Genomic DNA, 23,590 nt, shown 5'->3' with positions numbered 1-23,590 from the left:
GATTTCCCTTCTTCTTTGCGATCTGCGTCGCATTTTAGAACATGATCGTCATGCGAAAAATGCGTGTTATTCGACCACGACGCGCCCATGCAGCGACTGTACCGGACGGTTATTATCGTAATGCATTGTCCGGGTGAATCTGGCAAGTTGTTCTGCAGAAACCGTCAGGGGCTGTTTAAGTACAATCCAGGTAACGCCTTCTGAACACGGTGGAGTGGTCAGTGAACCGCTAAAGCGCCAGTACGTTTTATTTTTTGGCAGCAGTTTGTTCAGGTTGAGATCCTGTTTGATGGAGACGTTCTGCTCGGCCTGCTGAGGCATAACGCGCCACAGTTTTTCAAGCTCCGGGTTTGCGGCCCCTTTATCAAACATGACCGCCACCACCGTCAGTTCCCCACTGGCATTTTTATGAACCAGATGCATTTCCATCGCGTATCTCTTGCCATGTACGGTGTTTTCGCTCGGCGCGTGGAAATGGAACTGCTGTAACGTCCAGGTTTGCTTATCGAGAGTAAGGGTATCGCGGGTGTTCGCCTGTTCACCTGCCTGAATGGTATGGCCATTGTTCGTCAGTGTAACAGGGCCATCAACGTAGTGGGTTTGTAGCGGGGAGAGATGGGCGTTAGTGGTCGAATCAATATTAACAGGAGACTGGTTCATACCGCTTTGACAGGTCTTATATGCCTCGTCCATCTCGCCCCAGTGTTGCGGTGAACCTTCCCCTTCATAGCTCCAGTGTGATGCAAATGCTGAAGCCGAAATCATGCTCAGCGCCAGCAGCGCTGCCTTGCCTGTAACGTGTGTCATCATATTCTTCCGGTGAATTTTTGTAATACAAATCAACATGATTTGTAGGGTTATTTTACCGAAGAATGAACGGGGGAGAGAGGATTATCAGAGGGTGAGAGGCGTGGTCAGATGACCACGCCAGATTCTTATTTTTTACGGCCGGTGATGCGGCACCACTCTTCTTTTTCCACCACCGGGTCGAGAGCAAAGAGATCGGCGTAAGCTTCACACACGCTGTCGGCCTGGCTTGCCAGGATACCGGAAAGCCCCAGCAGACCGCCCTCAACGGGCAGCACGCTGATTAACGGAGCCAGTTCGCGCAGTGGGCCCGCCAGAATGTTTGCGACCACCACATCGGCTTTCATGGCTTCTGGCTGAGCATCCGGCAGATACAGCTCCAGACGATCGGAGACGCCGTTACGCTCGGCATTATCGCGGCTGGCCTGAATCGCCTGCGGATCGATATCGATCCCGATGGCTTTTGCCGCGCCCAGCTTCAGGGCTGCAATCGCGAGGATCCCGGATCCGCAGCCGAAGTCGATCACTGTCTTACCGTCCAGATCCAGACCATCCAGCCACTGCAGGCACAGAGATGTGGTTGGGTGAGTACCGGTACCAAACGCCAGGCCCGGGTCGAGCATCACGTTCACTGCGCTTTCATCAGGGACATCGCGCCAGCTCGGACAGATCCACAGACGTTTGCCGAACTGCATCGGGTGGAAGTTATCCATCCACTCGCGTTCCCAGTCTTTATCTTCCAGCTGTTCGATTTTATGCACGAAACCTGCGCCCAGCAGAGGATGATTCTCCAGAATCGCGACAACCTCTTTCATATCGGTTTCGGCATCAAACAGGCCAATAACGTCGGTATCACCCCACAGGCGGGTTTCGCCCGGCAGCGGCTCAAAGACCGGCGTGTCATGCGTGTCCTGGAAGGTGATAGAGACCGAACCGGCCTCCATCAGCGCATCGCTCAGCTCTTCGGCGTTCGCGCCGGTTGTGTTCAGTTTTAGTTGGATCCACGGCATGGCAAAACTCTTTATTTATCAGTAGAAATCATAGCGGGTTGTGGGACGGGCTGACCGAAACGGTTCCCCACCACAAACGCCAGTAAACTTAGCAGTAACGAAGGCACAATTGGATGGAAGCCCAGGTACTGAATCTTAAACGTTGCGAGGACGGCGTAAAGCACGCCGCCGACAATCATCGCGCTCAGCGCACCGGCGGCATTCGCGCGCTCCCAGTAGAGCCCTAACACCAGCGGCCACAGGAATACCGCTTCAAGCCCACCAAATGCCAGCAGGTTCAGCCAGATGATCATCTCCGGCGGGCGCCACGCGGCTAACAGCAGCAATGCCCCTAACACCAAAGTAATAACGGCCGACATGCGCTTCAGGCGCCGTTCATTCTCTGCCTGCTCAGGACGCAGGTTCAAATAGAGATCTTTAATGATCGTAGCGGAACTTTGCAGCAGCTGAGCGTTGATGGTCGACATAATGGCGGCCATCGGTGCGGCGAGGAAGATCCCGGCGGCAAATGGCGGCAGCACTTTAACCATCAGGGTTGGGATAACCAGATCGGGTACGGTAAGGTCAGGAATAACTGCCCGACCTAACGCGCCCGCCAGGTGCATACCAAACATCAGGATCGCAACCACGATAGTGCCGATAATGATACCTCTGTGCACGGCTTTGCTGTCTTTGTAAGAGATACAGCGTACGGCGGTATGCGGCAGGCCAATCACCCCAAAGCACACCAACACCCAGAACGAGGTCATAAAGGTTGGCGAAAGGATGTCATCCGCGCCCTGCGGCGAAACCAGTTTTGGATCGATCGTCTCGAGCGTTTCAACCGCATGGCTCAGGCCGCCCGCGGCGTGGACGATGCCGACCAGCAGGACAAGAGTGCCGATAAGCATAACCATGCCCTGCATCGTATCGTTCAGCACGCTGGCGCGGAATCCGCCAAACGCGGTATACAGCGCAATGCTGACTCCGAAGATGATCAAGCCTGTCTCGTAGGGAATACCCGCTGCCGTTTCCAGCAGGCGTGCCCCGCCGATAAACTGTACCGTCATTGCGCCAATAAAGGCCACCAGCAGGCTTAAGCTGGCCAGCCACACCAGTAAACGGCTCTGATAGCGGGCAAACAGCATATCGTTGAGCGTCACGGCATTATAACGGCGCGCCAGAATGGCAAATTTTTTACCCAGTATGCCCAGCGAGAGCCAGACGGCAGGAAGCTGGATCATCGCCAGCAGCACCCAGCCTAACCCGTATTTATAGGCCGCACCGGGCCCGCCGATAAACGAACTGGCGCTGATGTAGGTCGCGGTCAGCGTCATGGCCAGCACGACGCCGCCCATCGAGCGGCTACCCAGAAAATACTCGTTCAGGAAGGTGCCCGTCGTTCTTTTACGCATGGCGTAAACGGATAAACCAAACACCACTAACAAGTAAGCGATAAGCGGCAGAATGACTTCAAGCTGCATCATCGTCCTCCAGCGGAATATCGCGATAAATGAATTTCACCATTGCCCAGCACAGCAGGATGAAGACCAGCGGTACCAGCAGACACGCCATTTCGAACCAGTGCGGCAGGCCGGTGATGCCAATAGCGGAGTCAGGTAAGTAAGCAGTTACTAACCATGCAGCGAGATAGAGAAGGGTCAGCCACAGCGCCCAGCGCGCTTCTTTATGGGCCTGAACAAAACGTTTGTCCATTTTTTGTCCCTTGTGGATGAAGAAAGCGGGGATTGTACATGATGGGGCCTGGGGATCCCCAGAAATAAAAAAGGCCGGATAATCCGGCCTTTTAGCAACACAGGTCTCTTACTTCTCGTTCAGACCGAGTTTTTTCTCCAGATAGTGGATGTTGGTTCCACCATTCTGGAAGTGCTCGTCGCTCATGATACGCATCTGCAGATCAACGTTGGTTTTGATACCGTCGATGATCAGCTCCTGCAGGGCGTTTTTCATGCGGGCAATCGCCACGTCACGGTTTTCGCCGTAGCAGATAAGCTTGCCGATCATTGAGTCATAGTACGGCGGTACGGTGTAACCGGCGTAGATATGAGACTCCCAGCGCACACCAAAGCCACCCGGCGCGTGGAAACGCGTGATTTTACCCGGGCTTGGCAGGAAGGTGTTCGGGTCTTCGGCGTTGATACGGCACTCTACCGCATGGCCTTTCACCACAACTTCTTCCTGCTTGATGGACAGCGGCTGGCCTGCAGCGATACGCAGCTGTTCTTTGATCAGGTCAACGCCGGTGATCATTTCGGTAACCGGGTGTTCAACCTGAATACGGGTGTTCATTTCGATGAAATAGAACTCGCCGTTTTCGAACAGGAACTCAAAGGTACCTGCACCGCGATAGCCGATATCGACACACGCTTTGGAGCAACGCTCGCCGATGTAGCGACGCAGTTCCGGGGTAATGCCCGGTGCTGGTGCTTCTTCGACCACTTTCTGGTGACGACGCTGCATGGAGCAGTCACGTTCTGCCAGATAGATCGCGTTACCCTGACCGTCAGCCAGCACCTGAATTTCGATGTGGCGTGGGTTTTCCAGGTATTTTTCCATGTACACCATGTCATTGCTGAAAGCGGCTTTCGCTTCTGCTTTGGTCATGGAGATGGACTGCGCCAGTTCAGCATCGCTACGCACAACGCGCATACCGCGACCGCCGCCGCCGCCGGACGCCTTGATGATAACCGGGTAGCCAATGCGTTTAGCATGAGCACGGTTAGCATCCATGTCGTCGGTCAGAGGGCCGTCAGAGCCTGGTACGGTTGGAACACCGGCTTTTTTCATCGCGGTGATTGCAGACACTTTGTCGCCCATCAGGCGGATGGTGTCGGCTTTCGGGCCGATGAAGATGAAGCCAGAGCGTTCAACCTGCTCAGCAAAGTTGGCGTTCTCAGAGAGGAAGCCGTAACCCGGATGAATTGCCACCGCGCCGGTGATTTCAGCGGCGCTGATGATAGCCGGGATGTTCAGATAGCTTTTTACGGACGGAGCCGGGCCAATACAGACCGTCTCATCCGCCAGCAATACGTGTTTTAAATCGCGATCCGCGCTTGAGTGCACAGCGACGGTCTTGATGCCCAGTTCTTTACAGGCACGAAGAATACGCAGTGCGATCTCGCCGCGGTTGGCGATAACAATTTTATCCAGCATGTACGCCTCGTTACTCGATGACGACCAGCGGCTCGTCAAATTCAACCGGCTGACCACTTTCGACCAGAATCGCTTTAACAGTACCTGATTTGTCTGCTTCGATCTGGTTCATCATTTTCATCGCTTCAACGATGCACAGGGTATCGCCTACGTTGACTTTCTGACCCACTTCGATGAACGCCTTCGCGTCCGGGCTCGGGGTGCGGTAGAAAGTACCAACCATTGGGGAACGTACGATGTGACCACTGATTTCTGCTGCAGCGGCAGGTGCGGCTTCAGCTGCTGGCGCAACGGCTGCGGAGAGCGCAGGCTGCTGCACTGGCGCAGCATAAGCTTGCTGCATTACCGGGAAGCTAGCGGCTGGGGCTGCACGGCTGATGCGTACAGACTCTTCGCCTTCAGAAATTTCCAGTTCGGAGATGCCTGATTCTTCAACCAGCTCGATCAGTTTTTTAATCTTACGAATATCCATGAGTGGGTTCCGTACTCTTGTTTAGTGTGATTGTGACAAGCGTTTTACCGCTGTCTGTAAAGCGTATGAATAGCCGTCTGCGCCCAGTCCACAGATAACGCCAGCAGCGATATCTGACAGATACGAATGGTGACGGAACGGCTCTCGGGCGTGCACATTACTCAGGTGGATCTCGATAAACGGGATACTCACCGCGAGCAGTGCGTCGCGGATAGCAACACTGGTGTGCGTAAACGCGGCCGGATTGATCAGGATATAGTCCACATTGTCTTTAGCCTGATGAATACGGTCGATGAGTGCGTACTCCGCATTCGACTGAAAATGATCCAAATCCACATTCAGTGACGCTGCTTCCGTTCCCAGACGGTTAACAATTTCACTCAATGTTAGCGTGCCGTACTTCTCTGGCTCACGGGTGCCGAGCATGTTCAGGTTCGGTCCGTTCAAAACTAAGATATGGAATTTATCAGTCATTATGCCGCTATCTCCTGCGATTTTCGGGTAAAAAACAAAATATACCTTCGAAACGCAAATGTCACCTTTTCAGAGGCTTAAAACCGCTGTCAGGCGAACCAAGGTCGCACATTATAACGATTTCGTAGCATTTAGCAGCTAAATACTGGTCTTATCAGGGAAGATTATCAACCGCTATCCGAAAAAGATTTGCGGTTGACGGGTAATCTGCGGGAAAACGCACAGTTTCGCGAACTATCGCAACCACTGGCGGAACTTCTTGTAACGCCATGCCAAAAGCGCCACGGCCGCCAGTGCATAAAGGATTGGCTGCGGCGAGAGGATCTTCACCGACCACAGGTAATGAATGGGAGCGAGGATCGCGACAAGATAGACGAAGTTATGCAGAAGCTGCCAGCGCCTGCCCAGTTTTCGCTGCGCATATTGCGTGGATGTCAGCGCTAACGCCAGTAAAACCACCCAGCTCACGATACCCAGCGTCAGATAAGGACGTGTCACCAGTTCGCGGCCAAGCAGCGCCAGATTGTTAATTCCCAGTTCCAGCAGGGCGTAGCTGGTGAGGTGCAGCGTCGCCCAGGCAAAACACCATAGCCCTAACAGGCGACGGGTGCGTATCAATAAGGGCTGTTTAGCGTAGCGCGCCAGCGGCGAGACGAGCAAGGTGGCCAGCAAAAATTTCAGAGCCATCCGACCGGTAAAATGCTGGATATCCTTCGCCGGGTCTGCGCTAAAGAGCCCCTGGCTTGCGGCCCAGAACAGCCATATAAAAGGAAGCAGCCCGGCCAGGTGCAGCAGCACTTTCAGCCAGGTAATCTGTTTTGCCGTTAAACGCACTCAGAAGTTCTCCCGTAAGTTGAGGCCACGGTAAAGCGAGGCCACTTCATCCGCATAGCCGTTAAACAGCAGCGTCGGCTGGCGCTTCACGTCCAGCGCACCGCCGGAACCGATAAACCGCTCGGTTGCCTGCGACCAGCGCGGATGATCCACGTGCGGGTTCACGTTGGCGAAGAAACCGTATTCGTCCGGGGCCGCCAGATTCCAGGTGGTTGGCGGACGTTCGCGGGTAAGCTTAATGCTGACGATAGACTTAATCCCTTTGAAGCCATATTTCCACGGTACGGTTAAACGGATGGGGGCACCGTTCTGCGGCGGAAGCGCTTTGCCATAAACGCCAACGGTCAGCAGGGTGAGGGGGTGCATAGCTTCGTCGAGACGTAGCCCTTCCACATATGGATATTCAAGCCCGCCGCCGATGAACCGATCTTTCTGCCCGGGCATCTCGTCCGGCGCATAGCGCGTCTGGAAAGCGACATATTTTGCATTGCTGGTGGGTTCAACCATCGCCAGCAGTTTATGCAGCGGGAAGCCGACCCAGGGCACAACCATCGACCAGGCTTCCACGCAGCGCATGCGATAGATACGCTCTTCGAGCGGGAAACGGGTGGTGAGATCGTGATGGTCCAGCGTCAGGGGTTTCGCCACTTCGCCATCAATTTTCAGCGTCCACGGATCGGTTTTGAGGCTCCCCGCGTTGGCGGCAGGATCGGCCTTATCGAGACCAAATTCGTAGAAGTTGTTGTAGCCGGTAACTTTATCTTCCGGCGTGAGCGTCAGCTTGTTTTGCCATTCGGCCGGTTTGGTAAAGGTGAGCGGGGCGCCGGATGGGGCCTTTGGCCGATCGTTGCCTTTAAACCAGTCGAGCAGGTCGGCGTGTGCCGCGGGAGAGAGCGTCAGGGCTGTGGCGCTGATGCCAAGCATTTTCAGGATCTGGCGGCGCTGTAACATAAAGACAGACTCAGACGTTACGTCAGCTTCCGTCAGTTTTCGGTTTTTCATGGCATCCTCCGTCATGCGTTTTTCTAAGCATGACGGAGGAGAGGGATTCGCGCGAATATGTCACGAAAATTTGAAGATTAGGCGATTTTCACCAGCGCGCGGCCGTGGAATTGGTTGTCCATGATCTTACTGGCGTATTCCGGCGCCTGGCTGAGGGTTATCTCCGTTGCGCTCTGGGTATAGAAAGATTCCGGCAGATCGCGCACCAGCCGTTCCCAGGCTTGATGACGACGGGCCGGCGGGGTCATCACGGAATCCACGCCCTGCAGGCGTACGTTACGCAGAATAAATGGCATCACGGTGGTTGGCAGGGCAAATCCGCCCGCCAGACCGCAGGCTGCCACGCAGCCGCCGTAGTTCATCTGCGCCAGGACTTTTGCCAGCACCTTATCACCGACGGTATCCACCGCCCCAGCCCAAACCTGTTTTTCCAGCGGACGGGTTTCGGCAAATTCGTCGCGGCTGAGAATGCGGCTGGCACCGAGCTGGCGCAGATAGTCATGGGTGCTTTCTCGGCCGGAAACCGCAGCGACCTGATAGCCCAGCTTGTGGAGCAGCGTGACTGCCGTGCTGCCCACGCCTCCGCTGGCGCCGGTGACGACAATTTCCCCTGACTCAGGGCGGATAGCTGCATCTTCCAGCGCCATCACGCACAGCATGGCGGTAAAGCCTGCCGTGCCGACGATCATCGCCTTGCGGCCATCCATGCCTTTCGGCACAGGCACCAGCCAGTCGCCCTTCACGCGCGCCTGCGTTGCCAGCCCGCCCCAGTGATTTTCACCCACGCCCCAGCCGGTGAGCAGCACATGCTGGCCCGGATGGAAGCGCGGATCCTCGCTGGTATGAACCCGCCCAGCGAAATCGATCCCCGGCACCATAGGGAAATTTCGGATGATTTTACCCTTACCGGTAATAGCCAGCGCATCTTTATAATTTAAACTGGACCAGTCGATGTCGACGGTTACGTCGCCTTCCGGCAGGCGACTCTCTTCAACCGCCTGCACTGAGGCAAGCGTTTTGCCGTCCTGCTGTTCTAAGATCAAAGCCTGCATACGGGGTCCTCACGACTCAGATGATTGGAAAATAATTTCTGAAGACTATACTCGCTCAGGGAAACGCAGTGCCGATTTAACGCAATAAATTGCCAGATACGCCCGATTTGGTAGTATGCCGCATTTGAAATGCAAGTTAGCGCTTACTCGCTACCCCATCAACCCACGGAGTAATCTCAAGGATGCGATTAACGACGAAGTTCTCAGCTTTTATCACCTTGCTGACGGGGCTTACCATTTTTGTCACGCTTCTGGGCTGTTCCCTGAGTTTTTACACCGCCATTCAGGACAAGCTGGTCAACCGGGTACAGTCTGTTGCCTCGGTGATTGATACGCGTCTGCTGACGACGCCCCTACCGGCGCTCTCCCGTGAGCTTGATGAGTTGATGGTACCTGTTGATATCGTTCAGATCGACATTCTGCAGGGAAAGCATCGTGTTTTAAGCCATGAACGACCGGGAAGCTATCGCCCCGCGGGCGTGGTAAGCCAGTATCGGGAAGTGACGGTGCATTCCCTTAAAAATCCGGGGATGACCATACACATGGTCTACCTCGATCCGATGGCCAGCTATTTCCGTTCCATGATGACCACCGCACCGCTCACCGTCGCCGTTGCGTTTATCGTCCTGCTGATCTTTCTCGCGGTCCGCTGGCTGCGCCGCCAGCTTTCCGGTCAGGAGCTGCTGGAGATGCGATCCGTACGTATCCTGAACGGTGAACGCGGCCCGCAGGTGCGTGGCTCTGTCCACGAGTGGCCGTCACGCGCCAGCAGCGCGCTCGATACCCTGCTCTCCGAAATCCAGTTTGCCAGCGACCAGCGCAGCCGTATGGATACGCTGATCCGCTCTTATGCGGCGCAGGATAATAAAACTGGCCTTAACAACCGTCTTTTCTTTGATAATCAGCTCGCCACGCTGCTCGACGATTCAGAAAAAGTGGGGACACACGGGGTGGTGATGATGATTCGCCTGCCCGATTTCGATCTCCTGCGCGACACCTGGGGACAGCGAGCCGCGGAAGAAAACCTCTTTACGCTGATCAACCTGCTCTCCACCTTTATTATGCGCTACCCGGGCGCGCTGCTGGCCCGCTATCACCGCAGCGACTTTGCCGTGCTGTTGCCTCACCGTACGCTGAAGGAATCCGAAAGCATCGCCAGCCAGCTGCTGAAGGCGGTAGATGCGCTGCCGCAGAGCAAAATGCTCGACAGGGACGATATGGTCCACATGGGGATCTGCGCCTGGCGTGGCGGACAATCCACAGAGCAGGTGATGGAACATGCGGAAGCCGCTACCCGCAACGCCGTGTTACAGGGGGCCAACGGATGGGCGGTTTACGATGACTCGCTGCCGGAAAAAGGGCGCGGCAACGTGCGCTGGCGAACGCTGATTGAGCAAATGCTCAGCCGCGGCGGTCCACGTATTTATCAAAAACCCGCGGTCATGAAAAACGGCAACGTTCATCACCGTGAACTGATGTGTCGTATTTTTGACGGTACCGAAGAGGTCATCTCTGCGGAATATCTGCCGATGGTGCTGCAATTTGGCCTGTCCGAAGAGTATGACCGCCAGCAAATTACCCGGCTGATTCCGTTTTTATCCTTCTGGCCTGAAGAAAACCTGGCGTTACAGGTCACCGTGGAGTCGTTAATACGCCCACGTTTTCAGCGCTGGCTACGTGATACGCTAATGCAATGCGAAAAATCGCAACGTAAACACATTATTTTTGAACTTGCTGAGGCCGATGTAGGTCAACACATCAGCCGGTTACGTCCGGTGGTACGTTTGATCAATGCGCTCGGTGCACGTATCGCTGTGACGCAGGCAGGTTTAACGCTGGTCAGCACCAACTGGATCAAGGAACTGGATGTGGAGTTATTAAAGCTACATCCGGGGCTGGTAAGGAATATTGAGAAGCGTACGGAAAACCAGCTGCTGGTACAGAGTCTGGTAGAAGCGTGCAAGGGTACGCGAACACAAGTATTTGCCACGGGCGTGCGCTCCAGAAGCGAATGGCAGATGTTAACAGCGCGCGGCGTGATGGGCGGTCAGGGGGATTTTTTTGCTGCCTCTCAACCGCTTGACACCAACGTGAAAAAATATTTGCAAAGATACTCTGTTTGACCTGCCGTTTACGCTGTTTTCACGTAGAATATCGCGCCTGTAGCTTTGAGTATGTCGAGCAAAAAGCCAGTGAACGACCTGTAACGGGTTACAAACGTCAGTGGGGAACGCTACTGTTTACTCAGCCCTGAGGGAATCAGGGGATGATTTTGTAACATCAGGAAACGTACTGCACAAATTTTCACCGTTGCAGATGATTTTTGCGCCTTGTCGCTGCTGCGTGTGGTTGGTAAAGTAAGCGGATTTTGTTTTCCGCCCCAGCTTTCAGGATTATCCCTTAGTATGTTGAAAAAATTTCGTGGCATGTTTTCCAATGACCTGTCCATTGACCTGGGTACCGCGAATACCCTTATTTATGTAAAAGGACAAGGCATCGTATTGAATGAGCCTTCCGTTGTGGCCATTCGTCAGGATCGTGCAGGCTCGCCGAAAAGCGTTGCTGCAGTGGGTCATGACGCGAAGCAGATGCTGGGTCGTACCCCTGGCAACATCGCCGCCATTCGCCCAATGAAAGACGGCGTTATCGCCGACTTCTTCGTGACTGAAAAAATGCTTCAGCACTTCATCAAGCAGGTTCACAGCAACAGCTTCATGCGTCCAAGCCCGCGTGTTCTGGTGTGTGTGCCGGTTGGTGCAACCCAGGTAGAGCGTCGCGCAATCCGTGAATCTGCCCAGGGTGCAGGTGCACGTGAAGTGTTCCTGATTGAAGAGCCAATGGCTGCGGCCATCGGTGCTGGCCTGCCTGTTTCCGAAGCTACCGGTTCTATGGTTGTGGATATCGGTGGTGGTACCACTGAAGTGGCCGTTATCTCTCTGAACGGCGTGGTGTACTCCTCTTCCGTACGTATCGGTGGTGACCGCTTCGATGAAGCCATCATTAATTATGTGCGCCGTAACTACGGCTCTCTGATCGGTGAAGCCACCGCAGAGCGTATCAAACACGAAATCGGCTCTGCGTATCCGGGCGATGAAGTGCGTGAGATCGAAGTACGTGGCCGTAACCTGGCTGAAGGTGTTCCACGCGGTTTCACCCTGAACTCCAACGAAATTCTGGAAGCTCTGCAGGAACCACTGACGGGCATCGTGAGCGCGGTAATGGTTGCGCTGGAACAGTGCCCACCAGAGCTGGCGTCCGATATCTCCGAGCGCGGTATGGTTCTGACCGGTGGTGGTGCGCTGCTGCGTAACCTCGACCGCCTGTTAATGGAAGAGACAGGTATTCCTGTCGTAGTTGCAGAAGATCCACTGACTTGCGTCGCCCGTGGTGGTGGCAAGGCGCTGGAAATGATCGACATGCACGGCGGCGATTTGTTCAGCGAAGAGTAGTCGAGTTTGAGAGGGTAGCAATTTGCTACCCTTTCTCTCTGACGCGAGAATACGCATAGCCTATGAAGCCAATTTTTAGCCGTGGCCCATCGCTACAGTTTCGCCTTATTCTGGCGGTTCTGGTTGCGCTTGGGGTCATTATTGCCGATAGCCGCCTCGGTACGTTCAGCCAGATCAGAACGTACATGGATACCGCCGTCAGTCCTTTCTACTTTGTTTCAAATGGTCCCCGTGAACTGCTCGACTCCGTTTCTCAAACGCTGTCTTCGCGCGACCAACTCGAACTCGAAAACCGGGCATTACGTCAGGAACTGCTGCTGAAAAACAGCGAACTGCTGATGCTGGGGCAATACAAGCAGGAGAACGCGCGTCTGCGTGAACTGCTCGGCTCGCCGCTGCGTCAGGATGAGCAGAAAATGGTCACGCAGGTGATCTCCACCGTGAACGACCCCTACAGCGATCAGGTTGTGATCGACAAAGGGAGCGTGAACGGGGTGTATGAAGGTCAGCCTGTTATCAGTGATAAAGGCGTTGTGGGCCAGGTTGTTGCCGTGGCCAAACTGACCAGCCGCGTGCTGCTGATTTGCGATGCCACGCATGCTCTGCCGATCCAGGTTCTGCGCAACGACATCCGCGTGATTGCGGCCGGTAACGGCTGTACCGACGACCTGCAGCTGGAACACCTGCCGGCTAACACGGATATTCGCGTGGGCGACGTGCTGGTGACGTCCGGCCTGGGTGGACGCTTCCCTGAAGGCTATCCGGTTGCGGTGGTCTCTTCGGTCAAGCTGGATACCCAGCGTGCCTATACCGTGATTCAGGCCCGTCCAACCGCCGGTTTGCAGCGTCTGCGCTATCTGCTGCTGCTGTGGGGCGCCGATCGTAACGGTTCTAATCCGATGACGCCTGAAGAGGTGCATCGCGTGGCGAACGAGCGCCTGATGCAGATGATGCCGCAGGTTCTCCCACCTGCGGATTCCATGGGGCCGCCTGCGCCAGTACCGGCGCCGGCAACCGGGTTAACGCAGCCGCTGCCGGATGCGCCGCCACCGCCTAAACTCTCTTCGGGAGGGCAGTAGTGGCAAGCTATCGTAGCCAGGGACGCTGGGTCATCTGGCTCTCGTTTCTCATTGCACTGTTACTGCAAGTGATGCCCTGGCCGGATGATATTCTCGTTTTCCGGCCAAACTGGGTATTACTCATTTTACTCTACTGGATCCTTGCCCTGCCGCATCGCGTAAATGTCGGCACAGGTTTCGTGATGGGTGCCATACTGGATCTCATTAGCGGCTCTACGCTTGGCGTGCGCGCCTTGTCCATGAGCATTATTGCGTACCTCGTCGCACTCAAATTCCAGCTCTTTCGTAACCTTGCGCTCTGGCAACAGGCCCTGGTAGTGATGCTATTGTCGCTCGCTGCGGATATCGTTGTTTTCTGGGCAGAGTTTTTAGTGATCAACGTCTCTTTCCGACCGGAAGTGTTCTGGAGTAGTGTAGTAAACGGTGTGCTCTGGCCATGGTTATTCCTGCTGATGCGTAAGGTTCGCCAGCAGTTTGCTGTGCAATAAAAGGTTTCTATGACGTCTTTGTATCTCGCTTCCGGCTCCCCGCGCCGTCAGGAACTCCTGACGCAGCTAGGCGTCTCTTTTGAACGCATCGTTACCGGCATTGAAGAAAAACGTGCTGAGGGCGAAAGCGCTCAACAGTACGTGTCTCGCCTGGCGCGCGAGAAAGCGCAGGCGGGCGTGGCCAGTGTGCCACGCGATCTTCCCGTCCTGGGAGCAGATACCATCGTTATTCTGAACGGTGAAGTGCTTGAGAAACCGCGCGACGCCGATCATGCGGCGCGCATGCTGCACAAAATGTCCGGACAAACGCATCAGGTGATGACGGCCGTCGCCCTGGCTGACCGCCAGCACGTGCTGGATTGCCTGGTAGTGACCGAAGTGACGTTCAGAGTACTTACCGACGACGACATCGCCGCTTATATTGCCAGCGGTGAACCAATGGATAAAGCAGGTGCATACGGTATTCAGGGGCTGGGTGGCTGTTTTGTCAGGAAGATTAATGGCAGCTATCACGCCGTAGTCGGCTTACCGCTGGTGGAAACGTATGAGTTGCTGAGCAATTTTAACTCACTGCGTGAGGGAAGGGATAATTATGACGGCTGAATTGTTGGTAAACGTAACGCCATCGGAAACCCGTGTGGCCTATATTGATGGTGGCATTCTTCAGGAAATTCATATAGAGCGTGAAGCGCGGCGCGGAATAGTAGGCAATATCTACAAAGGTCGTGTCAGTCGCGTACTACCGGGTATGCAGGCGGCTTTTGTAGATATTGGACTGGATAAGGCGGCGTTTTTACATGCCTCCGATATCATGCCGCACACCGAGTGCGTCGCGGGCGAAGAGCAAAAGCAGTTTGCCGTGCGCGATATTTCTGAACTGGTGCGTCAGGGACAGGATCTGATGGTGCAGGTGGTGAAAGACCCCCTCGGTACCAAAGGCGCCCGTCTGACCACCGACATCACCTTACCTTCCCGCTATCTGGTCTTTATGCCCGGCGCGTCGCACGTGGGCGTTTCGCAGCGTATTGAGAGCGAAACCGAGCGCGAGCGTCTGAAGAAAGTGGTCAGCGCCTACTGCGATGAACAGGGCGGGTTTATCATCCGTACCGCTGCGGAAGGGATCAGCGAAGAAGACCTGGCGTCGGATGCGGCTTACCTGAAGCGCGTCTGGACCAAGGTGATGGAGCGTAAAAAACGCAACCAGACCCGCTACCAGCTCTACGGTGAGCTGGCCCTTGCTCAGCGCGTTCTGCGCGACTTTGCCGATGCCCAGCTCGACCGCATTCGCGTGGACTCACGCCTGACCTATGAAGCCCTGCTGGAATTTACCGCTGAGTACATCCCGGAGATGCCTGGCCTGCTGGAACATTATTCAGGGCGTCAGCCGATTTTCGATCTCTATGATGTCGAAAACGAGATCCAGCGCGCGCTGGAGCGTAAGGTTGAGCTGAAGTCAGGCGGCTATCTGATCATCGATCAGACCGAAGCGATGACCACCGTCGATATCAACACCGGCGCGTTCGTCGGTCATCGCAACCTGGATGACACCATCTTCAACACCAACATCGAAGCCACGCAGGCGATTGCGCGCCAGCTTCGTCTGCGCAATCTGGGCGGCATTATCATCATCGACTTCATCGATATGAGTAATGAAGACCATCGTCGCCGCGTGCTGCACTCGCTTGAGCAGGCGCTGAGCAAAGACCGCGTGAAAACCAGCATTAACGGCTTCTCGCAGCTGGGGCTGGTGGAAATGACGCGTAAGCGTACCCGCGAGAGCGTTGAGCATGTGCTGTGTAATGAATGCCCAACCTGCCATGGGCGCGGAACGGTAAAGACGGTTGAGACCGTCTGCTACGAAATTATGCGTGAAATCGTTCGTGTCCATCATGCCTACGACTCCGATCGTTTTCTGGTCTATGCTTCCCCTGCGGTGGCTGAAGCGCTGAAAGGCGAAGAGTCACACGCGCTGGCGGAAGTGGAAATCTTTGTCGGCAAACAGGTAAAAGTACAAATTGAACCGCTCTATAACCAGGAGCAGTTTGACGTCGTGATGATGTAAGACGCAGTACGCTGCGTGACGAAAGCTGACAAGGAGAGATGCGTGAGGCGATTGCCGGGGATTTTATTGCTTACAGGGGCAACGCTGGTCGTGATTGTCGCGTTGCTCGTGAGCGGGCTACGCCTCGTATTACCGCATCTGGACAGCTGGCGTCCGCAGCTGCTGGCTAAAATCGAATCCACCACCGGCGTGCCGGTGAACGTAAGCCAGATTAGCGCTAACTGGCAGAATTTTGGCCCGACGCTCGATGTCCGGGATATCAACGCCAGCCTCAAAGATGGCGGCCACCTGAAAATCAAACGCGTGACCCTGGCGCTGGACGTCTGGCAAAGCCTGCTGCATCTGCGCTGGCAGTTTCGCGATCTCACCTTTTATCAACTCCAGTTCCTGACCAATACGCCTCTGTCCGGCGGCGATAGCGGTCAGGGTCTGGAAGCCAACCGCTTCAGCGATCTTTTCCTCCGTCAGTTCGATCACTTCGATCTGCGCGACAGCGAAGTGAGCTTCATTACCCTTTCCGGCCAGCGCGCCGAACTGGCGATCCCCCAGCTGACCTGGCTCAACGGTAAAGAACGTCACCGCGCCGAGGGGCAGGTCAATCTCTCAAGCCTGAATGGCCAGCACGGTGTGATGCAGGTACGGATGGATCTGCGGGACGATGACGGTCTGTTAAACAACGGCAAAGTCTGGCTGCAGGCCGACGATGTTGACGTGAAGCCGTGGCTGGGCGACTGGCTCCAGCAAAATATGCAGCTGGAGACTGCCCGCTTCAGCCTTGAAGGCTGGCTGACCCTGACCAAAGGCGAATTTGCCAGCGGCGATATCTGGCTCAAGCAGGGGGGCGCCAGCTGGAAAGGCGAAAAACAGCAGCATCAGCTTTCCGTCGATAACCTCACCGCGCACGTGACCCAGGAGAAAGAGGGCTGGCAGTTTGCTATTCCGGATACGCGCATCACCATGGACGGCAAGCCGTGGCCGCGCGGTGCGCTGACGCTGGCCTGGATGCCGGAGCAGGACGTCGGCGGCACGGCCAGTAAACGCAGCGATGAGCTGCGCATCCGCGCCAGCAACCTGGATTTGGCGGCCATTGAAGGCCTGCGCTCGATGGCGGCAAAGCTCTCTCCGGACCTGGGCGAGATCTGGCTGGCAACGCAGCCGAGCGGGAAAATAGACGCTCTGGCGCTGGATATTCCGCTCCAGGCGACGGAAAAAACCCGCTTCCAGGCAACGTGGAAAGATCTTGCCTGGAAGCAGTGGAAGCTGCTGCCGGGGGCGGAGCACTTTAGCGGCAAGCTGGAAGGCAGCGTGGAAAACGGCAGGCTAACGGTTGATATGCACGATGCCAAAATGCCTTACGAGACGGTCTTCCGCGCGCCGCTGGAAATCGAACAGGGCAGTGCGGTGCTTAACTGGCTCCGTAACGACAAGGGTTTCCAGCTTGATGGTCGCCATATCGATGTGAAAGCCAAAGCGGTGCACGCGCGCGGCGATTTCCGCTATCTGCAGCCTGTAGGTGACGAGCCGTGGCTGGGCATTCTGGCCGGGATCAGCACCGATGACGGCTCTCAGGCCTGGCGCTACTTCCCGGAAAACCTGATGGGAAAAGCCCTGGTGGACTATCTCAGCGGCGCGATTCAGGGCGGTCAGGCGGACAATGCCACGCTGGTGTACGGCGGTAATCCGCATCTTTTCCCGTACAAACACAATGAAGGCCAGTTCCAGGTGCTGGTGCCGCTGCATAACGCGACCTTTGCGTTCCAGCCCGGCTGGCCCGCGCTGAAAGATCTGGATATCGAGCTCAACTTCCTCAATGACGGACTATGGATGAAGTCCGACAGCGTGGCGCTGGGCGGCGTGACGGCCAGCAACCTGACGGCCAACATCCCGGATTACTCCAAAGAGAAGCTGCTGATTGATGCCGACATCAATGGCCCGGGCAAAGCGGTGGGGCCGTACTTTGAGGAGACGCCCTTGAAAGAGTCGCTGGCGGCGACGCTCCAGCAGCTACAGCTTGATGGCGATGTGAATGCTCGCTTACATCTTGATATCCCGCTGGACGGCGAGATGACCACCGCCAAAGGCGACGTCCGCCTTAAGAACAACAGCCTGTTCATCAAACCCCTTGAGAGCACGCTGAAAAATCTCAGCGGGCAGTTCAGCTTTGACAACGGAAACCTGAAGAGCGAGCCGCTTACGGCCAGCTGGTTTAATCAGCCCGTTAATATCGACTTCACGACCACCGAGGGTGAAAAGGCTTATCAGGTGGCCGTCAATCTCGACGGTAACTGGCAGCCAGCGCGCATGGAGGTCCTGCCGAAGCCCATTGAGGCGTCAGTGCAGGGCGCAGTCGCCTGGCAGGGTAAAGTGGCAATTGACCTGCCTTATCACGCGGGCGCCCAGTATAAGGTCGACATCGCGGGCGATCTGAAAAACCTTCAGAGCCAGCTGCCTGCGCCGCTGGATAAACAGGCCGGACAGCCGCTGCCGGTAAAGCTGAACGTCGATGGCAACCTGAACAGCTTCGCGCTGACCGGAAGCGCGGGCGGGACAAACCACTTCAACAGCCGCTGGCTGCTTAACCGCAAGCTCACCCTCGACAAAGCCATCTGGACAACGGATAGCCGCTCCACGCCGCCTCTGCCGGAGCTGTCGGGCATTGAGCTGAATCTCCCGCCGATGGACGGTGCAGAGTGGCTGGCGCTGTTCCAGAAAGGCGTTGGGCAAAACGTTGATGAAACCGCCCAGTTCCCGCAAACCATTACCGTACGCACGCCGTCACTGATGATGGGCGGGCAGCAGTGGAACAACCTGAGCCTGGTTTCACGGCCTGGCGCTAACGGCACGAAGGTGGAGGCCCAGGGCAGAGAGATCAACGGTACGCTGACCATGCGCAATCACGCGCCGTGGCAGGCGGCGATCCGCTACCTCTACTACAACCCGGCAAGCGCCGCGAGCGGGAAAGATAAACCGGCAGAAGCCTCGCCGCTGAGCAATGTCTCCCGCGTCGATTTTCGCGGCTGGCCCGATCTCCAGTTACGCTGTGCAGAGTGCTGGCTGTGGGGGCAGAAATACGGCCGTATTGACGGTGATTTCACTATTCAGGCCAACACGCTTACGCTCTCCGGCGGCCTGGTTGATACCGGTTTTGGCCGCATGACGGCCGCAGGGGAATGGGTGAACAACCCGGGCGAGCAGCGAACGTCCCTGAAGGGCGACATTAAAGGCAACAAGCTGGATGCGGCAGCCAATTTCTTTGGAATCAGCACGCCGCTGCGCGGCTCGTCGTTTGACGTCGATTACGATCTTCACTGGCGTGACGCCCCGTGGAAGCCGGATGAGGCCTCGCTGAACGGCATTCTGAAAACCCGCTTCGGCAAAGGTGAAATTGCCGACGTGAGCACGGGGCGCGCCGGGCAGATCCTGCGCCTGCTGAGTTTTGATGCGCTGCTGCGCAAGCTGCGCTTCGATTTCAGCGATACCTTCAGCGAAGGTTTCTACTACGATTCCATCCGCAGCACGGCGTGGATCAAGGACGGCGTTCTGCATACGGACGACACGCTGGTGGATGGCCTGGAAGCGGATATCGCCATGAAAGGCTCCGTCAACCTCGTGCGTCGCGAGCTGGATATGGAAGCCGTGGTGGCGCCGGAAATTTCCGCGAGCGTGGGCGTGGCGGCGGCCTTTGTGGTGAACCCGATTGTCGGTGCGGCGGTGTTTGCCGCCAGCAAAGTGCTGGGGCCGCTGTGGAGCAAGGTCTCCATTCTGCGCTACCGCATTACCGGTCCGGTAGATAAACCGCAGATTAACGAGGTGCTGCGCCAGCCGCGCAAAGATGCACAGCAATGATTTGACGTGGGCAGGTAATTGCCTCACTCTCAATAAATACGATCTTTATACCGCCACGGGCGGCAACGAACGAGTAGCAATACGATGAGTCTGAACCTGGTAAGTGAACATTTGCTCGCAGCGAACGGCCTGAGCCATCAGGACCTGTTCTCCATTCTTGGTCAACTGACCGAACGCCGTCTCGACTACGGCGACCTTTATTTCCAGTCGAGCTATCACGAATCCTGGGTTTTAGAAGACAGCATCATCAAAGATGGCTCCTACAACATTGACCAGGGCGTCGGCGTCCGTGCCGTCAGCGGCGAGAAAACCGGTTTCGCCTATGCCGATCAGATTAGCCTCACCGCACTCGAGCAGAGCGCGCAGGCCGCACGTACCATTGTGCGTGATACCGGCGATGGTCGCGTGAAAACCCTGGGAGAAGTGCAGCACTCAGCGCTTTATACCAGCATCGATCCGCTGCAGAGTATGAGCCGTGAAGAGAAGCTGGATATCCTGCGTCGCGTGGACAAAGTCGCCCGCGCGGCGGATAAACGCGTGCAGGAAGTTTCAGCCAGCCTGAGCGGCGTGTATGAGTTGATTCTGGTTGCGGCAACGGACGGTACCCTTGCGGCAGACGTTCGCCCGCTGGTGCGCCTCTCTATCAGCGTGCAGGTCGATGACGACGGCAAACGCGAACGCGGCTCAAGCGGCGGCGGCGGTCGTTTCGGCTATGACTGGTTCCTGGGCGACGTTGATGGTGAAGCACGCGCCGACGCGTGGGCGAAAGAAGCCGTGCGCATGGCGCTGGTGAATCTGAATGCCGTCGCGGCGCCGGCGGGTTCATTCCCGGTGGTGCTGGGCGCCGGCTGGCCGGGCGTACTGTTACACGAAGCCGTAGGCCACGGCCTGGAAGGCGACTTTAACCGTCGCGGGACGTCCGTGTTCAGCGGTCAAATCGGGCAGCTTGTCTCCTCTGAGCTGTGCACCGTGGTGGATGACGGCACCATGCGCGATCGTCGCGGCTCGGTGGCTATCGACGATGAAGGTACGCCAGGCCAGTACAATGTGCTGATCGAAAACGGCGTGCTGAAAGGCTACATGCAGGACAAACTTAACGCGCGCCTGATGGGCGTCGCGCCGACGGGCAACGGACGCCGTGAATCTTACGCGCATCTGCCGATGCCGCGCATGACCAACACGTACATGCTGCCGGGCAAATCGACGCCGCAGGAGATTATCGAATCCGTCGATTACGGTATCTTTGCGCCAAACTTTGGTGGCGGCCAGGTGGACATTACCTCCGGTAAGTTTGTTTTCTCCACGTCAGAAGCGTATCTGATCGAGAAAGGCAAAGTGACCAAAGCGGTGAAGGGTGCGACGCTGATTGGCTCCGGTATTGAAGCCATGCAGCAGATCTCAATGGTCGGTAACGATCTGAAGCTGGATAACGGCGTGGGCGTCTGCGGTAAAGAGGGCCAGAGCCTGCCGGTTGGCGTGGGCCAGCCAACGCTGAAGGTGGACAACCTGACGGTGGGCGGCACGGCGTAATTTCCTGACCCTCTCCCCAAAGGGGAGAGGGGACTGCTCCACGCTGTCTTTTCTCCCTCGTCCTTTTGGAAAAAAGCCTACTCTTTCCTTCTCCCCCGCATCCCCTGAAACAGCTCCGCCACGTCCACAAAATATTCGGTCAGATAGTTAATACACACCTGAACCTTGAGCGGGAGTTTGTCTTTTTCGGTATACAGGGCGTACACCGGTCGCGGATCGGACTGGTAGCGCGGGAAGAGGATCTCCAGCACGCCGCTGTTGATCTCGTTGATCACCCACATTAACGGCACGTAGGCGATCCCGGCGCCGGCCACCAGCCAGCGTGAAATCGTCATCGGATCGTTGGTGACAAACCGTCCTTCCGGCAGCAGCCTGGTGGAAATCCCTTCCGGAGCGATCAGCTCAAATTCATTATCGGGCCGCACGCTGTACTCCAGCCACGAGTGGTTGGTGAGATCGCCGGGTTTCTCCGGAACGCCGTACTGCGCCAGATAGCTTTTCGAGGCGCAGACGACCATCGGCATGCTGCCCAGCCGTCGCGAGAACAGGCTGGAATCCTGCAACGCGCCGACGCGGATCACCACGTCCAGCCCGTCGGCAATCAGATCCGGCGCCGGGATACCCGTCACCAGATTGACCGTAAGACCGGGGTACTCTTTCAGCATATCCGCGGTCATGGCAGCGAGAACATTTTGTGCCATAGTTGAAGAACACCCGATGCGCAGCGTGCCGATAGGGGTGTTGTTGAAGGCATACAGCTGTTCGTGAACATCCTGCACTTCAAGCAGCATGCGGCGACAGCCCTGATAGTAAATTTTACCCGCTTCGGTCAGCCCAATGCTGCGGGTACTGCGGTTGAGCAGCTTGACCTGAAGCTCATCTTCCAGTTTGGACACCGTCTGGCTGATGGATGAGACGCTCATCTGAAGCTGGCGGGCAGCGGCGGTAAAAGAGCCCAGCTCAACCACTTTGGCGAAGACCGACATGCGTTTTAAACGTTCCATTGTTCACTCTGGCTTAAAAGTGATTTAGATCACATATTATAGATAACAGCATAACAGTTACGTTAATATATTATTTATTACATAACGGCTGCGCCATTCTCGCCCGGCGTTTCTTGCTCTCCTGCGGTGGCGTGCGCTAAAAAATTCTGAAGCCTGCACTCTCTCTTATCAAGGTCAACATGAGTCTGTTTCCCGTTATCGTGGTGTTCGGTCTGTCGTTCCCACCGATATTTTTCGAGCTTCTTTTATCACTGGCGATCTTCTGGCTGGTGCGCAAGGTGCTGGTCCCTACCGGGATCTACGATTTCGTCTGGCACCCTGCATTGTTCAATACCGCGCTGTATTGCTGCCTGTTTTACCTGATATCGCGCATGTTTGTCTGAGGTTGATGTGAAAACGCTAACAAGAAAAATCTCCCGCACTGCCATCACAATGGCGCTGGTTATCCTCGCCTTCATCGCTATTTTCCGCGCCTGGGTTTATTACACCGAATCACCGTGGACGCGTGATGCACGCTTCAGCGCCGATGTGGTGGCAATAGCCCCTGACGTGGCCGGCCTTATCACGGCGGTCAACGTCCACGATAACCAGCTGGTGAAAAAAGATCAGGTCCTGTTCACCATCGACCAGCCTCGTTACCAGAAAGCGCTGGAAGAGGCGGAAGCGGACGTGGCCTATTATCAGGCGCTGGCTGCGGAGAAACGCCGCGAGGCAGGTCGCCGTAATCAGCTGGGCGTTCAGGCAATGTCCCGCGAAGAGATTGACCAGTCCAATAACGTGCTGCAAACCGTGCTGCACCAGCTGGCGAAAGCGCAGGCAACGCGCGATCTGGCGAAGCTCGATCTCGAGCGCACCGTGATCCGCGCGCCATCCGATGGCTGGGTCACCAACCTTAACGTCTATGCCGGGGAATTCATTACCCGTGGCTCTACCGCCGTGGCGCTGGTTAAACAGAACTCCTTCTACGTGCTTGCCTATATGGAAGAGACCAAGCTGGAAGGCGTGCGCCCAGGTTACCGGGCGGAAATCACGCCGCTCGGCAGCAACCGCGTCTTTAAAGGCACCGTCGACAGCGTTGCTGCAGGGGTGACTAACTCCAGCAGCTCTAACGATGCCAAAGGGATGGCGACGGTCGATTCCAACCTGGAGTGGGTGCGTCTGGCACAGCGCGTGCCGGTACGTATTCATCTGGATGAACAGCAGGGAAATCTGTGGCCTGCGGGTACCACGGCGACGGTGGTGATCACCGGTGAAAAGGACCGGGATGCCAGCCAGGACTCGTTCTTCCGTAAAATTGCCCACCGCCTGCGCGAGTTTGGTTAATCGCC

General features: G+C 56.2%; 21 protein-coding genes. 10 read left to right on the top strand and 11 right to left on the bottom strand.

Features of this window, described 5'->3' with window-relative positions:
- Positions 1-66 precede the first annotated feature (66 nt).
- The 10 genes from NWV12_RS19850 to NWV12_RS19805 all read right to left on the bottom strand — a co-directional run bounded on the left by NWV12_RS19850 (position 67) and on the right by NWV12_RS19805 (position 8,804).
- Positions 67-807 (bottom strand): carbonic anhydrase, encoded by a 741-nt coding sequence (locus NWV12_RS19850; protein ID WP_048981155.1) that lies wholly within the window; start codon positions 805-807, stop codon positions 67-69.
- 128 nt (positions 808-935) lie between these two features.
- On the bottom strand, positions 936-1,817 hold the full coding sequence (gene prmA / locus NWV12_RS19845) for a 50S ribosomal protein L11 methyltransferase (RefSeq protein WP_039260393.1): 882 nt from the start codon (positions 1,815-1,817) through the stop codon (positions 936-938).
- Positions 1,818-1,828: 11 nt separating this feature from the next.
- Positions 1,829-3,280 (bottom strand): sodium/pantothenate symporter, encoded by a 1,452-nt coding sequence (panF, locus tag NWV12_RS19840; protein WP_048981157.1) that lies wholly within the window; start codon positions 3,278-3,280, stop codon positions 1,829-1,831.
- A complete protein-coding gene (locus tag NWV12_RS19835; RefSeq protein ID WP_006178860.1) occupies positions 3,270-3,512 on the bottom strand; it encodes a YhdT family protein in 243 nt (80 codons plus the stop codon). Before NWV12_RS19835 ends, panF begins: the two co-directional genes overlap by 11 nt.
- A gap of 108 nt (positions 3,513-3,620) precedes the next feature.
- Positions 3,621-4,970: an acetyl-CoA carboxylase biotin carboxylase subunit gene (gene accC, locus NWV12_RS19830; protein WP_023333644.1), complete on the bottom strand. Its 1,350-nt coding sequence runs from the start codon at positions 4,968-4,970 to the stop codon at positions 3,621-3,623.
- 10 nt (positions 4,971-4,980) lie between these two features.
- Entirely contained in the window at positions 4,981-5,442 is a 462-nt protein-coding gene (gene accB / locus NWV12_RS19825; RefSeq protein WP_010436174.1) for an acetyl-CoA carboxylase biotin carboxyl carrier protein, read from the bottom strand.
- 21 nt (positions 5,443-5,463) lie between these two features.
- Positions 5,464-5,916: a type II 3-dehydroquinate dehydratase gene (aroQ, locus tag NWV12_RS19820; RefSeq protein ID WP_023309405.1), complete on the bottom strand. Its 453-nt coding sequence runs from the start codon at positions 5,914-5,916 to the stop codon at positions 5,464-5,466.
- A 234-nt stretch (positions 5,917-6,150) separates the two neighbouring features.
- The gene (msrQ, locus tag NWV12_RS19815) at positions 6,151-6,750 is read right to left on the bottom strand and encodes a protein-methionine-sulfoxide reductase heme-binding subunit MsrQ (protein WP_032659655.1); all 600 of its coding nucleotides are present in this window, start codon (positions 6,748-6,750) and stop codon (positions 6,151-6,153) included.
- Positions 6,751-7,752, bottom strand: coding sequence for a protein-methionine-sulfoxide reductase catalytic subunit MsrP (gene msrP / locus NWV12_RS19810; RefSeq protein ID WP_032659657.1), 1,002 nt, complete (start codon positions 7,750-7,752; stop codon positions 6,751-6,753).
- 77 nt (positions 7,753-7,829) lie between these two features.
- Positions 7,830-8,804: an MDR family oxidoreductase gene (locus NWV12_RS19805; RefSeq protein WP_048981160.1), complete on the bottom strand. Its 975-nt coding sequence runs from the start codon at positions 8,802-8,804 to the stop codon at positions 7,830-7,832.
- A 182-nt stretch (positions 8,805-8,986) separates the two neighbouring features.
- Here NWV12_RS19805 and csrD point away from each other — a divergent pair, with 182 nt between their 5' ends.
- The 8 genes from csrD (at position 8,987) to tldD (ending at position 21,258) form a co-directional block, all read left to right on the top strand.
- A complete protein-coding gene (gene csrD, locus NWV12_RS19800; RefSeq protein WP_048981162.1) occupies positions 8,987-10,927 on the top strand; it encodes an RNase E specificity factor CsrD in 1,941 nt (646 codons plus the stop codon).
- 282 nt (positions 10,928-11,209) lie between these two features.
- Positions 11,210-12,253 (top strand): rod shape-determining protein MreB, encoded by a 1,044-nt coding sequence (gene mreB, locus NWV12_RS19795; RefSeq protein WP_000913396.1) that lies wholly within the window; start codon positions 11,210-11,212, stop codon positions 12,251-12,253.
- 62 nt (positions 12,254-12,315) lie between these two features.
- Positions 12,316-13,332 carry a rod shape-determining protein MreC gene (gene mreC / locus NWV12_RS19790; RefSeq protein ID WP_033146767.1) on the top strand — a complete coding sequence of 339 codons (1,017 nt, stop codon included), beginning with the start codon at positions 12,316-12,318 and terminating at the stop codon, positions 13,330-13,332.
- Complete coding sequence (gene mreD, locus NWV12_RS19785; RefSeq protein WP_023309399.1) at positions 13,332-13,820, top strand: rod shape-determining protein MreD; 489 nt, start codon at positions 13,332-13,334, stop codon at positions 13,818-13,820. The genes mreC and mreD overlap by 1 nt, the downstream gene beginning before the upstream one ends.
- A 9-nt stretch (positions 13,821-13,829) precedes the next feature.
- The gene (locus tag NWV12_RS19780) at positions 13,830-14,423 is read left to right on the top strand and encodes a nucleoside triphosphate pyrophosphatase (protein WP_023309398.1); all 594 of its coding nucleotides are present in this window, start codon (positions 13,830-13,832) and stop codon (positions 14,421-14,423) included.
- Entirely contained in the window at positions 14,413-15,882 is a 1,470-nt protein-coding gene (gene rng, locus NWV12_RS19775; protein ID WP_010436156.1) for a ribonuclease G, read from the top strand. The genes NWV12_RS19780 and rng overlap by 11 nt, the downstream gene beginning before the upstream one ends.
- Positions 15,883-15,924: 42 nt before the next feature.
- Positions 15,925-19,728, top strand: coding sequence for an AsmA2 domain-containing protein YhdP (gene yhdP, locus NWV12_RS19770; protein ID WP_048981163.1), 3,804 nt, complete (start codon positions 15,925-15,927; stop codon positions 19,726-19,728).
- Positions 19,729-19,812: 84 nt separating this feature from the next.
- Complete coding sequence (gene tldD, locus NWV12_RS19765; RefSeq protein ID WP_029740073.1) at positions 19,813-21,258, top strand: metalloprotease TldD; 1,446 nt, start codon at positions 19,813-19,815, stop codon at positions 21,256-21,258.
- A gap of 77 nt (positions 21,259-21,335) precedes the next feature.
- Here tldD and aaeR read toward each other — a convergent pair whose 3' ends face one another.
- The gene (gene aaeR, locus NWV12_RS19760; protein WP_048981165.1) at positions 21,336-22,262 is read right to left on the bottom strand and encodes an HTH-type transcriptional activator AaeR; all 927 of its coding nucleotides are present in this window, start codon (positions 22,260-22,262) and stop codon (positions 21,336-21,338) included.
- A 179-nt stretch (positions 22,263-22,441) separates the two neighbouring features.
- Here aaeR and aaeX point away from each other — a divergent pair, with 179 nt between their 5' ends.
- A complete protein-coding gene (gene aaeX / locus NWV12_RS19755; RefSeq protein ID WP_003860416.1) occupies positions 22,442-22,645 on the top strand; it encodes a p-hydroxybenzoic acid efflux pump operon protein AaeX in 204 nt (67 codons plus the stop codon).
- A 7-nt stretch (positions 22,646-22,652) separates the two neighbouring features.
- Entirely contained in the window at positions 22,653-23,585 is a 933-nt protein-coding gene (gene aaeA / locus NWV12_RS19750) for a p-hydroxybenzoic acid efflux pump subunit AaeA (RefSeq protein ID WP_023309394.1), read from the top strand.
- Positions 23,586-23,590 lie beyond the last annotated feature (5 nt).

The sequence above is a fragment of the Enterobacter sp. Crenshaw genome (assembly GCF_024734705.1).
Lineage (GTDB): Bacteria > Pseudomonadota > Gammaproteobacteria > Enterobacterales > Enterobacteriaceae > Enterobacter > Enterobacter asburiae_B.
The sequence above is the reverse complement of the archived record's forward strand: the minus strand, read 5'-3'. Positions and strand labels throughout refer to the sequence as shown.

What these genes read in the sequence shown, in the direction of transcription:
- NWV12_RS19850 (WP_048981155.1), bottom strand. Translation starts at nt 807, where the DNA reads ATGACACACGTTACAGGCAAGGCAGCGCTGCTGGCGCTGAGCATGATT.
- prmA (WP_039260393.1), bottom strand. Translation starts at nt 1,817, where the DNA reads ATGCCGTGGATCCAACTAAAACTGAACACAACCGGCGCGAACGCCGAA.
- panF (WP_048981157.1), bottom strand. Translation starts at nt 3,280, where the DNA reads ATGCAGCTTGAAGTCATTCTGCCGCTTATCGCTTACTTGTTAGTGGTG.
- NWV12_RS19835 (WP_006178860.1), bottom strand. Translation starts at nt 3,512, where the DNA reads ATGGACAAACGTTTTGTTCAGGCCCATAAAGAAGCGCGCTGGGCGCTG.
- accC (WP_023333644.1), bottom strand. Translation starts at nt 4,970, where the DNA reads ATGCTGGATAAAATTGTTATCGCCAACCGCGGCGAGATCGCACTGCGT.
- accB (WP_010436174.1), bottom strand. Translation starts at nt 5,442, where the DNA reads ATGGATATTCGTAAGATTAAAAAACTGATCGAGCTGGTTGAAGAATCA.
- aroQ (WP_023309405.1), bottom strand. Translation starts at nt 5,916, where the DNA reads ATGACTGATAAATTCCATATCTTAGTTTTGAACGGACCGAACCTGAAC.
- msrP (WP_032659657.1), bottom strand. Translation starts at nt 7,752, where the DNA reads ATGAAAAACCGAAAACTGACGGAAGCTGACGTAACGTCTGAGTCTGTC.
- NWV12_RS19805 (WP_048981160.1), bottom strand. Translation starts at nt 8,804, where the DNA reads ATGCAGGCTTTGATCTTAGAACAGCAGGACGGCAAAACGCTTGCCTCA.
- csrD (WP_048981162.1), top strand. Translation starts at nt 8,987, where the DNA reads ATGCGATTAACGACGAAGTTCTCAGCTTTTATCACCTTGCTGACGGGG.
- mreB (WP_000913396.1), top strand. Translation starts at nt 11,210, where the DNA reads ATGTTGAAAAAATTTCGTGGCATGTTTTCCAATGACCTGTCCATTGAC.
- mreC (WP_033146767.1), top strand. Translation starts at nt 12,316, where the DNA reads ATGAAGCCAATTTTTAGCCGTGGCCCATCGCTACAGTTTCGCCTTATT.
- NWV12_RS19780 (WP_023309398.1), top strand. Translation starts at nt 13,830, where the DNA reads ATGACGTCTTTGTATCTCGCTTCCGGCTCCCCGCGCCGTCAGGAACTC.
- rng (WP_010436156.1), top strand. Translation starts at nt 14,413, where the DNA reads ATGACGGCTGAATTGTTGGTAAACGTAACGCCATCGGAAACCCGTGTG.
- tldD (WP_029740073.1), top strand. Translation starts at nt 19,813, where the DNA reads ATGAGTCTGAACCTGGTAAGTGAACATTTGCTCGCAGCGAACGGCCTG.
- aaeR (WP_048981165.1), bottom strand. Translation starts at nt 22,262, where the DNA reads ATGGAACGTTTAAAACGCATGTCGGTCTTCGCCAAAGTGGTTGAGCTG.
- aaeX (WP_003860416.1), top strand. Translation starts at nt 22,442, where the DNA reads ATGAGTCTGTTTCCCGTTATCGTGGTGTTCGGTCTGTCGTTCCCACCG.